Annotated in this window: 12 protein-coding genes; 9 read left to right on the top strand and 3 right to left on the bottom strand. The window is 35.6% G+C overall.

Annotated elements, in window-relative coordinates:
* Positions 1-9: 9 nt before the first annotated feature.
* From ACQ4M0_RS02225 to ACQ4M0_RS02215, 3 genes are all read right to left on the bottom strand, one after another.
* On the bottom strand, positions 10-834 hold the full coding sequence (locus tag ACQ4M0_RS02225) for an ATP-binding protein (protein ID WP_341811024.1): 825 nt from the start codon (positions 832-834) through the stop codon (positions 10-12).
* A 60-nt stretch (positions 835-894) separates the two neighbouring features.
* Positions 895-1,419, bottom strand: a complete 525-nt coding sequence (locus ACQ4M0_RS02220) for a sigma-70 family RNA polymerase sigma factor (RefSeq protein WP_007301868.1) — start codon at positions 1,417-1,419, stop codon at positions 895-897.
* 1,362 nt (positions 1,420-2,781) lie between these two features.
* Positions 2,782-4,896 (bottom strand): AAA family ATPase, encoded by a 2,115-nt coding sequence (locus ACQ4M0_RS02215; protein ID WP_408067118.1) that lies wholly within the window; start codon positions 4,894-4,896, stop codon positions 2,782-2,784.
* A gap of 262 nt (positions 4,897-5,158) precedes the next feature.
* Between ACQ4M0_RS02215 and ACQ4M0_RS02210 the strand changes: the two genes are divergently transcribed.
* The 9 genes from ACQ4M0_RS02210 (at position 5,159) to ACQ4M0_RS02170 (ending at position 14,173) form a co-directional block, all read left to right on the top strand.
* Positions 5,159-5,608 carry a crossover junction endodeoxyribonuclease RuvC gene (locus tag ACQ4M0_RS02210; RefSeq protein ID WP_264377085.1) on the top strand — a complete coding sequence of 150 codons (450 nt, stop codon included), beginning with the start codon at positions 5,159-5,161 and terminating at the stop codon, positions 5,606-5,608.
* A gap of 124 nt (positions 5,609-5,732) precedes the next feature.
* Positions 5,733-6,941 carry a DNA modification methylase gene (locus ACQ4M0_RS02205; RefSeq protein ID WP_438456592.1) on the top strand — a complete coding sequence of 403 codons (1,209 nt, stop codon included), beginning with the start codon at positions 5,733-5,735 and terminating at the stop codon, positions 6,939-6,941.
* 13 nt (positions 6,942-6,954) lie between these two features.
* Positions 6,955-7,434: a hypothetical protein gene (locus ACQ4M0_RS02200; protein ID WP_438456591.1), complete on the top strand. Its 480-nt coding sequence runs from the start codon at positions 6,955-6,957 to the stop codon at positions 7,432-7,434.
* Between the two features lie 25 nt (positions 7,435-7,459).
* Complete coding sequence (locus ACQ4M0_RS02195) at positions 7,460-8,935, top strand: ankyrin repeat domain-containing protein (protein WP_438456590.1); 1,476 nt, start codon at positions 7,460-7,462, stop codon at positions 8,933-8,935.
* Positions 8,932-10,761 (top strand): phage terminase large subunit family protein, encoded by a 1,830-nt coding sequence (locus ACQ4M0_RS02190; RefSeq protein ID WP_438456589.1) that lies wholly within the window; start codon positions 8,932-8,934, stop codon positions 10,759-10,761. Before ACQ4M0_RS02195 ends, ACQ4M0_RS02190 begins: the two co-directional genes overlap by 4 nt.
* Positions 10,754-10,978, top strand: coding sequence for a hypothetical protein (locus ACQ4M0_RS02185; RefSeq protein WP_438456588.1), 225 nt, complete (start codon positions 10,754-10,756; stop codon positions 10,976-10,978). Before ACQ4M0_RS02190 ends, ACQ4M0_RS02185 begins: the two co-directional genes overlap by 8 nt.
* Positions 10,975-11,679 carry a glycoside hydrolase family 25 protein gene (locus ACQ4M0_RS02180; RefSeq protein WP_438456587.1) on the top strand — a complete coding sequence of 235 codons (705 nt, stop codon included), beginning with the start codon at positions 10,975-10,977 and terminating at the stop codon, positions 11,677-11,679. The genes ACQ4M0_RS02185 and ACQ4M0_RS02180 overlap by 4 nt, the downstream gene beginning before the upstream one ends.
* Complete coding sequence (locus tag ACQ4M0_RS02175) at positions 11,676-13,088, top strand: phage portal protein (protein WP_438456586.1); 1,413 nt, start codon at positions 11,676-11,678, stop codon at positions 13,086-13,088. Before ACQ4M0_RS02180 ends, ACQ4M0_RS02175 begins: the two co-directional genes overlap by 4 nt.
* Positions 13,089-13,102: 14 nt before the next feature.
* Entirely contained in the window at positions 13,103-14,173 is a 1,071-nt protein-coding gene (locus ACQ4M0_RS02170; protein ID WP_438456585.1) for a S49 family peptidase, read from the top strand.
* Positions 14,174-14,176: the final 3 nt, after the last annotated feature.

The following is a 14,176-nucleotide window of genomic DNA, read 5'->3' as shown; positions in this document are numbered from 1 at the left end:
CTCCAAAAGTTAGTTGTGTGGCATAAATTGAGTAGAAGTAGAAAAGGTTTTAGTTTTGATTTTTGTAAGTAATTTACCTAAATGCGGCTCTTCAACCATATCAAGGCAACCACTACGATCTTTAGCAGGATATCCCCAAGAATTAATAGTATGGCAAACAAAGGAACGTACCTCTGTACCATCATCCTTCTTGATGCTTACCATGCTAATTACTTCATCAACAATACCAGGTATTTCACTGGCAGTTTTAGCTCCTTCGCATTGTGGTAGCCAAGTTGGACGATTGAAGTCATCTAAATATTGACCTAACGTACCAACTGTAATGATATCTTTATTGGGAATATGTTGAAACTGATTGAGCCAAGCCATCATTTCTTGAGCAAGTAACCCGTATGCAGCTCTCATGTCTTGTTTGCCATTTCTGTCAGAGAAAGCTTCTGGTTGCATTTTTGCCCATAAAAGACATAACCGCGAGGCTACTGTAATACTGTCGATAAAAATACAGCTATATTTAGAGAATTCTAGATCTTTGTACTTACTGAATACATGCTCATAGTGTCTTTGACTATATGCTGAATCAGATTTTAATGCAGGATTAGGTCCACCAATTAGGCAGGCAATATCGCGAGCTTGATTCCAGCTACGAATACTTATAGAATCCCCTTGCCAATCTTGAACAGCAAGTAGCCCAGCTTCAAAATCAAGACAAAGTGTCGGTTCATTCAAAGTTTTAAGCAGACTGGTCTTACCAATTCCATATGGTCCGAAGATTACTATCTTCACACCTGTTACCATTTTTACTCTTTGTTCACTATTTATTATTTTTAAAGTCATAGTTTTATTACCCCTTCATAATATGTAATCGCAAAATGACGACGATTTGTTCAAAAATTTTCATAAATATATTTTGAGATGAGCAAGTTTAGCGCGTATTTGTTCTCTAATGTCATAGATGGTTGTTCTAGATATTCCATGTATTTCTGCGATTTCAGAGATACTATGAGATTCAAGCTGATAACAAATGTCCTGCCAGAGCTTTGGTAGTTTTGAAATTGCTTCGTTTATATCAACACTAGCTGCTACTTTATCTGCAAAATTACTATTTTCATCAATAACATCATCCAAGTCAGTAATATCAACAAATGCTACGCCTGCTTTACTACCACGTTTAGCACAGGATTGTTTGCGTAGAAGGCTTATTGCATGGTTTTTTATGACACTATGAATAAATGCATTTCTACCACTTTCTTCACCATTATACTGGCTTAAATCAGACCAAGTTTCACATAAGAGCTGCTGCTTTATATCTTCAATATCAGAATTAACACAGCATTTATAAGATTTAATTTGTCTAGCACGTTTTCGTATTTGTTTAATGATTGAAGGATCAATACCAGGATATTTATTTTTAGATTGCATATAGCACTCCATGAAAGATTGAAAGGAATAAGGATGAAGGGTTTTAACCTCACTTTGTACGGCATGGGAAAAATTCGTTCCCCCATATGAAAAAATAAAACTATTGATATTCTGGCCTTTTTTCTTGAAGCATCCCCCATGTGAAAAATTTGTTCAGACATGGTTCGGTGAAAAGAAGAAAAATAGGTTGATCCAATAAGATTTCTACTAAAGAATTAAAGATTTTATAAAACTTTTTTAACCCTATAAAGAAAGGTGAATTTTTTTGTCAGGCTTGTAAGAAATTTCTTTACAAACAACAAGCGTTATTGCATAGAGGTGGTATAATTCATTACAGAATCGTCTTGAAACGCAATTGAAGGTCATTTTATTTTTTTCTAAGCATTTGTTTAACCGCTTCTTTCTGGAGCATCTAAAATTCATAGTCCTCTATAATAATTATACCGGATTAGTCACAACTTTTTCCGGAAATTTTTCAAAAAAAGTTTAAATAATTTTAAAATTGGTTCGATAAAGCTCATCAAAAAGACAAAAATGATTAGGCCTTTTAAATCTACTAAAGACTTTGATTTTAAAACTCAGCATGTTTATCCTTCCACTGTTTGTTAGGTTTTTTATGTTCTTTCAAGTTAATTCAGCTTTAAAAAAAATTTCTTTATAACTAAAATAAAACATGATAAAGTTGGGTAGGAATCTTTTGCGAAATTAAAATGTAGTGTTAATTGCCTTTTAATCGGTTTTAATGTGGTTTATAAGCGTTCTTTAGTTCAAGGTAGTATAATTTGACCTTAAAGTCGTAGAATCTTTTAAAAACGCTATTGTCAGTCATTTGTTCTTTTTTATTCAATTTAAATATCTTAGTAATATTTTTGTAGTCTTTTTACTTTCATTAACATTTTATACTGTTTGTAATTTACTATTATTTATATTTATTATTACTTTTATTTATTACTCATATATATTATATAATAATATAAGGGTTTTAGGAACGTAGAATCAGCCATAATGGCCAACTTTAGAGGGGTGCTTTCTAGGAACACTTTTAGGAATAGAGAGTATAAAGTTTAGGTTTCTAGAGGTATTTTTCATTCCTTAATTTCTGATTACTGATTCAGTAACGCAGGAATAGGAACATAATTCAATTATTAGTGGTATGATTTTTTATATATTCTATCAACTTCTAGTTGAAGTTATAATATATAATGTATTCCAATGCTTGTAATAAAAAAATAGGGTAAACCCTCAGATGCTTGAAGAGCTTACCCGTAATTTTATCTACAACTAATTTTGTTATTGGAAAGACAAATAGAACATATTATGAATTTGCTTAAACTCTTCAATTATAGTCAAAAAGGGCTGTTTCTAATTTGTCTTGTTAGCAATGAGATTTGGTATAATACCTTCAGCTCCATGAGTAAATTTTCCAACACCACGAGCAAAAGGGCCTTCTCTAACATCAAGCCATTTATCTTCTCTCGAGCCTGTAGACATTCCTTTTACTAACTTCTTTGTTTGTAGAAGTTCTTGTACTATACGCTCTAGTCTATCTCTCCCTAGACCATGAAGAATATCAGGTAATCTGTGCCGTTGTTTGTATACTCCTGTATTTCCTGTATGAGTGAATGGATGCCCTGCAACAGCAGATCTTGCAATTGCATCAACAAGATACATTTTAAGGTCTTTTTCACTAGCATTTTTACCTTTTAGTTGCACTGTTATATCTTCTAATAGCCCTGTTTCTTGGTTTCTCAGGTAAGTACGTACAGTTCGGTCAGCTAAACCATTTGCCTTAACAACTGCTCCATAAAATAACGCATTCTGTCTTGGAGCTTCTCCTATTGATTGAAAGATCTCTGGCTTAGCTGTACCTTCTACTGGCCAAAAAGCATATGAGCATCTGACACCATTAACAAGAGCAGATGTGCCTCTAATTGCATCACGTGCTTGTTCAGCAGTTAATATAGGCTTTTCTCCTTTTGGTTTTCTCAGATGATGAGCAGTAACTATCGAAGCTCCGGTACTACATGCTAAATCAGACAATAAACACATTAGATAATCTCCTACAGCAGGATCAGCATTTATGTCTGCATGAATAAACGATGCAAGAGGATCAAACACAACTAATTTCAGATCTTTAATTTTATCAAGTTGTTTTATTATAGACTCAAATTCAGGCGAAACTTCAATAATTTTACCACGAATACTTCTCAGTATTGTCAGTGATCCTCTTACGTTTGGTAGTGGTACTATAAACAGCTTATCTTTAAATTTTAATCTTTTACATTCAGGATCAAGACGTTCAAGCCGACGGTGTACCTCGCCTGCATCATCTTCTGCTGAAAAGATTACTACTGATCCATGTTCAGTAACAGGTGAACCAAAACCACATATCTGATCTGTGTCACTTGCAACCTTAAGCGCCAAATCGAGGAGTAGCATACCCTTACCTGTATCTCCCATAGCAGCTACTATTGAAGTAACACCCAAAGGAAATATTCCTTCAACAAGAAACTTTTGCTCTGGTACTGGACCTACAAAACGATCTGCACTCCAGTCTAAAATGTTCAGTGGTGGTCTAATAATTACCTTTTTCAAGTTATTTTCAATGAAGTCAGAAACATTTGTGTTTTCTTGTACATAGTCCGCAGCATCCCAACCTTTTGGTTTACCTTCTGGAATTTTGACTATAGAAAGCGATGCAATACCTAAGCTGAGAAGTTTTGTAGTAGCATTTTCAGCATATTGTTTACCAGGCTCATCGTTATCCGGCCAAATAACAATATGCTTGCCTTTAAGTTGTGACCAGTCAGTTTTGTCCGCATCTGCATTTGCTCCAGACATTGTGGTTGTTGCAGTAATTCCTTTTTCTATTAGTGCTTCTGCGCATTTTTCACCTTCAACAAGAATGATTTTATCAGACTTCAAAATACCAGGGATATTGTATAGTGGTCTTGTATCAGGTGCTTTATAACTCAACGTTTTAACATTAAAAGGCTTGTATACTTTTTTCTTTCCAGGAAAATCAGAACGGTAAACTTTTACAATCACCTGACCATTTTCATCATAATAATTCCAACTGTAGGTAATAAATTTCTCAAAGTCTTCGTCAATGTATTGCTTCTCTGTATATTTTTTGTTATACCCAAGCCACTCAGCTATAGAAGCCATTATCTCATGAAATTCTGTTTTGGAGTGTACTTCTGCCCAAAGATCAATAATATCACCACCTTGATTTGTTGCAAAATCTTTCCAAAGCCCAGCTTTACTACCAGTTAATTCTACTACTAAACTTTTTCCTCGATTACCATGTACATCACCTACATAAAACCTATTACCATGAAAAACCCCATTTGGTAGCAAGTAAGAAAGACAAGATCTGAGATCGGCCAGAAGCCTTAATTTTATGTTCGCTGTTTCTTCTGATGATGGTAGATAACTTTGTGAAATAGTATTGTTGAAATCGCATGAAATATTCATAAATTCTCCATTAAAACTTATCAGGGATTTTTTCTGTTTCCTCATAAGTAATTAATCGCAAAATGAAATGAATTTGTTCAGCGTAATTTGAAAAAACATAAAAAATAATATTTTTTTGAACATTCTGTGAAGTTTTTGCGATATATATTAGTAGAGGGGTATGAAAGTTTGAAACTCGTAATTTTCACTCCCACTATTTTCAAGAGGTAACTTAAGTGTCCATGTTATTGCTTAGGCTACCTCCAAACAAATATCTTACAGAATGTCAATACTAACACTAGATTTAGGGAAACAAACCGGATGGGCTATTCTACATGATGGAATAGTTCAAAGTGGCAGTGAGAGTTTTCATACTAGTCGTTTTAGTGGAGGTGGCATGGTATTTCTAAATTTTCGTAAGTGGTTGAATGAAATGAAAGAAAAATTTCCAAGTATTGAAACAGTTTATTTTGAGGAAGTGAGAAGACACCTTGGAACTGATGCAGCGCATTGTTATGGTGGTTTTCTTGCAGTTCTCTCTGCTTGGTGTGAAGAGAATCATATTCCCTATCAGAGTGTTCCTGTTAAGACTATAAAACGCTTTATCACAGGCAAAGGCAATGCAAGTAAGAGTGAAGTTATTGAAGCGATACGTGAAAAAGGTTTTTCACCTAGAGATGATAATCAAGCAGATGCTTTAGCTTTGATGTTCTATGTTATGGAAAGATATTAATAAGCTCATAAAAAGTGGGTCCTTTCGGCCATACTGGCGGGTTTGGTGGTGCTGACCCCAGGCCTTCTTTAGCGTCAGAGATATTTTGAATATTAACTTTTTAACTATCAAGAATTTAAATTATATGAATTTAGCAATTCACTACTATCCTACTCGAAATCTCGTCGAATACGAGCGTAATCCTCGTAAAAATGACGATGTAGTAAACAGAATGTGTGCTTCAATCAGGGAATTTGGCTTTCGTATTCCAATAGTTGCAAAAAGCGATGGAACTGTGGTTGATGGCCATTTAAGACTTAAAGCAGCAAGAAAACTTGGTATGGAAAGTATACCAGTGGTCTTAAGTGATAATTTAAATGAACCACAAACCAAAGCTTTTCGGTTACTGGCCAATCAATCAGCTAACTGGGCAAAGTGGGATGATGAGCTTTTGAAGGTGGAAATTCAAGAACTGGAAGATTTACAGTTTGATCTTAAAATGACTGGATTTGAATTAGAAAAAGTTCAACATTTCCTTGATGATTTAGATAGTGAAAAAGAAGATCTTTCTGACTTAGCTATTGATGACAAAAAAGTAACAAAACCAGGTGATCTATGGATTTTAGGTGATCATCGAATCTATTGTGGTGATAGCTCTGTAGTTGAATCATATAAAGCGCTGTTAGATGATAAAATGGCAGACATTACTGTTTGTGATCCTCCATATAACGTTGATTATGGTAATAGCCAAGATAAAAAGATATTAAATGATAATCAAGGTGAAAAGTACGAACTTTTTCTCTATGACATCTGTTCCCATATTTTAGCATATACGAAAGGAGCAATTTACATCTGCATATCATCATCAGAGTTTTCAACGTTGCAAAAAGCATTTGAGGAGGCAGGAGGGAAATGGTCAACATTTATCATTTGGGCAAAGAATCACTTTACGCTAGGAAGATCAGATTATCAAAGACAATACGAAGCAATGCTCTATGGATGGAAAAGGGGCAATAAACGTGAGTGGCATGGGGGTAGAAATCAAAGCGATCTGTGGTTTTATGATAAGCCAATGCACAACTCACTACATCCAACAATGAAGCCAGTAGAGCTAATGGAGAGAGCAATAGTTAATAGTAGTAGACCAGGAGACATAGTTCTTGATCCATTTAGCGGCTCTGGCAGTACACTGATTGCATGTGAGAGAACAGGAAGAATCTGTAGAACAATAGAGCTAGATTCAAAATTTGTAGATGTCACCATAAAACGTTGGCAAATATACACAGGTAGGAAGGCAATTCTTTCTGGTACTGACAAAACTTTTGCACAAATTCAAGAAGAAAAACAGCAATAAAGGGGCAAAAAAAGTGGAAAAGATCACACAAACAGAATGGGCAAGAGAGATAGGAGTATCAAAGCAATATGTCTGTTATTTAGTAAAAAAAGGAATAGTTGAGTTGGAGGATGGTTTGATCAATAGAGAACAAGCAAATGAAGCGGTGGCAGCAATAAGAGATCCAAGTCAGCCACTTAGGAGGAAAAATCCAGAAAACGAAAATACAAGTAACCTTTCCACGATGTTGCTAAAAACTCGAATAAAAAATGAAATGGAACGAGGTAAACTTCTTGAGGCGAAAGCTAAGGCTGAGATAGGAGAACTTGTGGCAGTAGAGGAAGTAAAGCGCGATGCATTTAATGTAGCAAGAGTTGTACGTAATAATTTGCTTAATATTCCAAATAGAGTTTCAGCACTGCTTGCATCACTGAGTGACACTGAAAAGATTCATATGGCGCTAACTGAAGAGATTACAAACTCATTACAAGAATTATCTAATACTAAATTTTAAATATAAAAAAGATTCTGAATATAAAATGGCTGATAACTTAAGTTTAGAGTTAATAAAGTGCCTCATTAATCAACCTGGATTAGATGTTAATGTTAGAGGATTAAATGGAAAGACACCGCTGCATTATGCAGTAGAAATTAACGAGTTTGGTATGGTTGCACTCTTACTGAACAGGAAAAATATTAATCCACTGATCACTGATGATGATGGTAAAAGTGCGCTCTCTTGTGCAAGAGAAGAAATATTACAGGCGCTAATTAATAACAAATACGGATCAGAGCAAGATAGCTTACTCCACTTAGCTGCGATGTTGAATGAAGCAAATGCTGTAAGGTTTTTACTCGACAAAGGGGTTAATGTTAATGAGCAGAATGCTCTACTACATACAGCATTACACTTAGCAGCAGGAGCTGGAAATGAAGAAATAGTAGAAATTTTAATTAGAGAAGGAAATGCGGATAAGGACATTCTTGATGCGAGAAATCACGCAGCAATTCATTATGCAGTAAACAACAAGAAAATAGGAGTAGTAAAAAAACTAGTAGACCTCGATGCAAATGTAAATAGGACCGGTAGTGGAGAAAATGCAACAAAGTTATCACCTCTTCACAATGCTGTAAGCGTTAGCAATTATGATGAACGAGATTTGTGTTTGGATATTGTAAGGTGTTTAACAAATGCTCCAAACTCCAAGGTCAATTTACAAGACTATGAAAATAAAACACCATTACATTATGCTGAAAGACTTAAAACAATAGAGGTTTTACTAACGCGAGAAGATATAGATCCTTTGATTAGAGATGATAAAGGCAAAACACCATTTTGTTATGCAAGAGAAAGGAATAAACAAGATATAGTGGAAATTTTAATGAGTAGTAAATATGGAGAAGATAAAAACAGTTTACTTCATTTAGCTGCAAAAAAAGGATATGAGGAGTTCCTAGAAGAGATTTTAGAAGAGGGAGTTGAAGTAGATATTTTAAACAATAAAGGAGAATCAGCGATATATCTTGCAGCAATAAATAGACATTTTAATATAGTAAAATTACTGCTAAAGAAAAGAGCAGATGCTACAGATGTTTTTCAGTACGCAATAACAACAAATAACGTAAAACTGATAAAGTTATTAAGCAAAGAAAAAGATATAGTTTTATTTGGAAAAAATGACAACTTTCCAACGTTTCATTTATTGAGCAATAAATATTTTGAAGAAAGGAAAATAGCAGACAAAAAAATAAAGAAATATATCAATATCATCTGTGTTTCTATAACAGTATGTGCAATAGCGATAGTGGGAATTTACCCTAACATTATAGCTGCAGTAATGGTGGGAATAGTTGCACTCATAGCTGCAATAGTAATGAGTAATTTAATTCAGAAGTATATAGAAGAAGCGCTTGAAAAGAAAATGTTTATTGAACTCGAAAGTGAGAAAACAAGTAGTCCTAATTTAAGTGATGTTGAAGTATCATCTAATGATGGTGAAGAGCTAGCAATATGATATACGCCACATCATTTTCTGAAGGTTTAAAACCAGATCCAGAGCTTAAAGTATCAGAGTGGGCGAATGAGTATCGAGTTCTAGCACCAACTGCAGCATCAGAGCCAGGAAAGTGGAGAACGGAAAGAACTCCTTATTTAAAAGAAATCATGGATTCACTTTCTCCGTCCTCACCAGCAGAAAAAGTAGTATTCATGAAAGGAGCGCAGATTGGAGGAACAGAAGCTGGCAACAATTGGATTGGCTATATTATCGATCAAACACCAGGTCCAATGCTGGTAGTACAGCCGACAGTTGAAATGGGAAAGCGTTGGTCAAAAGGAAGATTTGCACCGTTAATAGAGAGTACGCCATGTTTAAAAAGTAAAGTAAAAGACCCAAGGTCAAGAGATTCAGGCAATACTGTACAAAGTAAGGAATTTCCAGGTGGAATAGTAGTAATAACCGGAGCAAACAGCAGTGTAAGCCTCCGATCTATGCCAGTAAAATATCTCTTTCTTGATGAAATAGATGCCTACCCAGGAGATTCAGGAGGAGAAGGAGATCCAGTACTGCTCAGCATAGCCCGTACCAATACATTTGCACGGCGAAAGATTTTTTTAGTATCAACGCCAACGATTCATGGAATAAGCAGAATTGAGAAGGAATTTGAAGCGACAGATAAGAGATATTTTTTTGTACCATGTCCACATTGTAATTATTACCAAATATTAAAATGGTCACAAATAAAATGGGAAGATAAAAATCCAAACACAGCACACTATATATGTATAGAATGTGGTGAAAAGATAGAAAATCATCAAAAGACAGAGATGCTTGAACGTGGAGAATGGAGGCCTACTAATAGAGTAAAAGGTGAGAAAAAAGGATTTCACCTTTCAAGTCTTTATAGCCCAGTTGGGTGGTATAGTTGGCAACAAGCAGTAGAGGATTTTCTCCATGCAAAAGAAAGTGAACAATTACTGAAGGTTTGGATAAATACTACACTTGGAGAAACCTGGGTAGATAAAGGAGAAGTACCAGACTGGAAGCAATTATTTAACAGGAGAGAATTTTTTCAGATTGGTACAGTACCAAGGGGCGAAGTAGTTTTGACAGCAGGAGTAGATGTACAAAAAGACCGCTTAGAAGTAGAAGTTGTAGCATGGGGAAAAAGCCGTGAAAGTTGGTCAATAGACTACCAGGTATTTGAAGGAGATACTGGAGGAGGAGAAGTATGGGGAAAACTTTCGGAGCTTCTGAGTCATCATTTTATCGGTGAAAATGGGCTTGAATATATGATAAGCATGATGGCGGTAGATGCTGGATATGCAACGCAAGAAGTATACAACTGGGTAAGAGGTCATCAAGGATCTGGAAGAGTAATGGCAGTCAAAGGTGTAAATAAAGCACTAGTACCACTTAGCAGCCCAAGTAGAGTAGATATAACAGTTGGTGGTCAAAAGCTAAAGAGAGGAATAAAGCTCTGGCCAGTGGGAGTATCGATATTAAAGTCAGAGCTTTTTCAATTACTTAATATTTTGAAAGAAGAAGAGGGAAAAGCTCTACCTGGATATTGTCATTTTCCCGAGTATGCACCTGAATATTTTAAACAGCTAACGGCAGAGCAATTAGTCAGCAAGGTAGTAAAAGGATACACCAAACAAGAGTGGCAAAAGGTAAGAGAAAGAAATGAAGTGCTAGACTGCCGAATTTACGCAAGAGCTGCATCTATTGCGCTTGGAATTGATCGTTGGCCAGAGAGTAAATGGAATAGTTTAAGTGAAAAACCAGAAAGTAAAAAGCCTAAAAAAGTAAGACAGAGTAAGTGGTTGGAAAATGTATAACGAAGAGTATTTGTTTCAAGTTGAACAAGCAATAAAAAAACTGCAAAACGGAGAGCGAGTAGTATCAATTGCATATGGTGACCATGTGGTGAGATATGCTGAAGTTCAGATAAATGATTTGCTCAGCCTCAGACAACGCATCAAAGGTGAACTAAAGATTGCTGGAATGAAGCCTAAACGAAAGATTATTTTTGCAACAAATAAAGGAGTTATATGAGGGAAAATTTTCTGAGAAAAGTTGTAAAAGAGGAATATTCTGAATTTTTAGAGCAATTAAAAACTTTCATAAAACTATGGGACAATAGAGAGAGTTCAGTAAATGGAATAATAGATTTGTCACATTGGCAAGAAAATGTGGATTTTGAGTTAGCTAAAGAGAGTGGTATAGTTGGAGTAATTCATAAGGCAACGCAAGGAACAGAGTACATAGACTCAAAATACAAAGAAAGAAGAAAAGAAGCCAAAGACTTGAGTCTATTATGGGGTTCATATCATTTTGGTGTAGGAGAAGATGGAAGAGATCAGGCAAATCACTTTTTGAATACAGTGGGTGAAACTAAAAATACAATTGTTGTGCTTGATATTGAAGAGAACGAAAGTGGAAAAAATATAGAACCAAAACAAGCAGAAGATTTTGTTAAAAAAATTCAAGAAGAAACAGGGCGTTTACCTTTAGTGTATGGAGGTGCTAATTTTTTGAAAGATTTTGCCACACCAATTTTGACAAAATGTCCATTATGGATAGCAAGCTGGAGAAAAGAACTCACATTACCAAAAGGCTGGAATGATTGGATTTTATGGCAATATACTGAAGGTAAAATAGGTCCAGAGCCAGATGAAGTAAGTGGAATTGGAAAATGTGACAGAAATAAATTTAACGGAACTTTGAAAGAATTAAGAGAATTTTGGTTAGTATGATGCTGAAAAAATTCAAACAACTATTTAGCAAGCCAAAAATCAAAAGTTCAGCCTGGGATGCAGCAGGGTCAGGAAGAAGGGTAATGTATTGGCAAGGAGAAGCAGGAAGCATAAATAATTTACTCTCTCAAAGCCTTGAGCACCTGCGTAGTCGCTCTCGAGATATGGTAAGGAAAAATCCATATGCGGCAAATATCATTGATACAATAGTAAGTAACTCTATTGGAACAGGAATAAAACCACAATCAAAAGCAAGAGATGGAGAATTTCGAAAGAAAGTACAAGAATTATGGCTAAGATGGACAGATGAAGCAGACAGTAGTGGAGTAAGTGATTTTTATGGATTACAAGCTCTAGTATGCAGAAGTATGATAGAGGGAGGAGAATGTTTTGTACGTCTGCGGATCCGAAAACCTGAAGATGGTCTGTGTGTACCTCTGCAATTACAAGTACTTGAATCTGAACATTTAGATAATAAAACAAATCAAACTTTAGCAAATGGTAACGTAATCCGTAATGGCATTGAGTTTAACAGGCTTGGGCAGAGAGAAGCATATTACCTTTTTCGAGAGCACCCTGGTGAAGGATCGTTTGGAGAGTCAGTGAGAGTGCCAGCAAATGATGTTTTACATATCTATAAGCCACTCCGACCTGGGCAAGTTAGAGGGGAGCCATGGCTTTCGAGTATACTTCTGAAACTTTATGAGCTTGATCAATATGATGATGCAGAGCTGGTAAGAAAAAAAACAGCAGCGATGTTTGCAGGGTTTATTACAAGACTCGATCCTGAAGCAAATATTTTAGGTGAGGAGCAAGCAAATGAGCAAGGAGTAGCACTATCTGGCCTAGAACCTGGAACAATGCAGCTTTTAGACCCAGGTGAGGACATAAAATTTTCAGAGCCGTCTGATGTTGGAGGAAGTTATGAAGCGTTTATGAGACAGCAACTCAGAGCAATAGCGATTGGTACAGGGATAACATATGAGCAGCTAACAGGAGATTTAACGGGAGTTAATTATTCATCCATTCGAGCAGGTCTGATAGAGTTTCGCAGAAGGTGCGCAATGTTACAGCATAACGTTATAGTGTTCCAGTTTTGTAGACCTATTTGGAATAGATGGCTAGAATTAGCAGTGCTTTGTGGAGAACTGAGTATAGATGAAAAAGTAGTAAAAGCAGCGAAAGAAGAAGTAAAATGGATACCACAGGGATTTGATTGGGTGGACCCACTGAAAGATCAGCAAGCACAGCAAATGGCAGTAAGGAATGGATTTAAGAGTCGATCAGAAGTAGTATCAGAAATGGGTTATGATGTAGAAGAAATTGACCAAGAAATAGCAGAAGATCAAAAGCGTGCTGATTCTTTCAACCTTCTCTTTGATTCTGATGTCAGAACACAAACAAAATAAATCTCATTTACATTATGAAAATTTTACAAACCAACTGGATGTGCAAGCCGATGATGATAGAGCAAAAAAGCTTTGACTTGTTGTCGCTATATAACGGAAAACAGCCTATATTTAAAAATATAAAACATGCAATAAATCAAAATATAGCAAGAACAGCAATAATACCAATACATGGAATTTTGACCAAAAAACCAGGAACTTTTGACGATTTTCTGGGAATGACATCATATGAGAAAATTCAAGAAGAAATAGAAGAAGCTTTAGAAAATAAGGAAGTAGAAACTATTACACTTGATATAGATAGCCCAGGAGGAGAAGTAAACGGTGTATTTGATTTAGCTGATTTTATCTATAGTGCAAGAGGAAAAAAGAGGATAATAGCGATAGCAAATGATGATGCATATTCTGCTGCGTACGCAATTGCTTCTAGTGCTGAAAAGATTTTTCTCACCCGCACTTCAGGAGTAGGAAGCATTGGGGTAATCGCAAGTCATATAGATCAAAGTGAATTTGATGAAAAATGTGGAATAAAATATACCACAGTGTTTGCAGGAAGTAGAAAAAATGATTTAAATCCACATGAGCCAATAACTTCTGAAAGTTTAGAAAACCTGAAAAGCGAAGTGAATCGTTTGTATGGAATGCTGGTTGAGCTAATAGCACGGAATAGAAACCTCTCTATAGAGGCAATAAAAAATACTGAAGCAGGGCTTTATTTTGGGGAGAAAGCAATAGAAATAGGTCTTGCAGATGGAATTACAATTCTTTCTGAGTTTAAATCTATTAATAAAAAAGGGGATATTACTATGAATGAAAAAACTACAAATGACCTAGAAACTGACAATTTAACTAAGTATCGTACTGAAGTTCTTGAATTAATACGTTTATGTAACTTATCACGAATGCCAGAGAAAATAGGAGAATTTATTGAGCAAAGCGTAAGTGTTGAGCAGGCAAGGGAGGTTTTAATGGAGTTACTTGCAGAGCGAACGAAAAAGACAGAGATACTGAGTGCAATACCACAGAATTCAGGAGAGGAGTTGATGATGCAAGTAGCTAAAGCTAGAGCACAATCAAGTATTTAAGTT

This window comes from Wolbachia endosymbiont of Kerria lacca (assembly GCF_051602725.1).
GTDB lineage: Bacteria > Pseudomonadota > Alphaproteobacteria > Rickettsiales > Anaplasmataceae > Wolbachia.
Note: the sequence above shows the minus strand (reverse complement) of the source record. Positions and strands in the feature narration are given on the sequence as shown.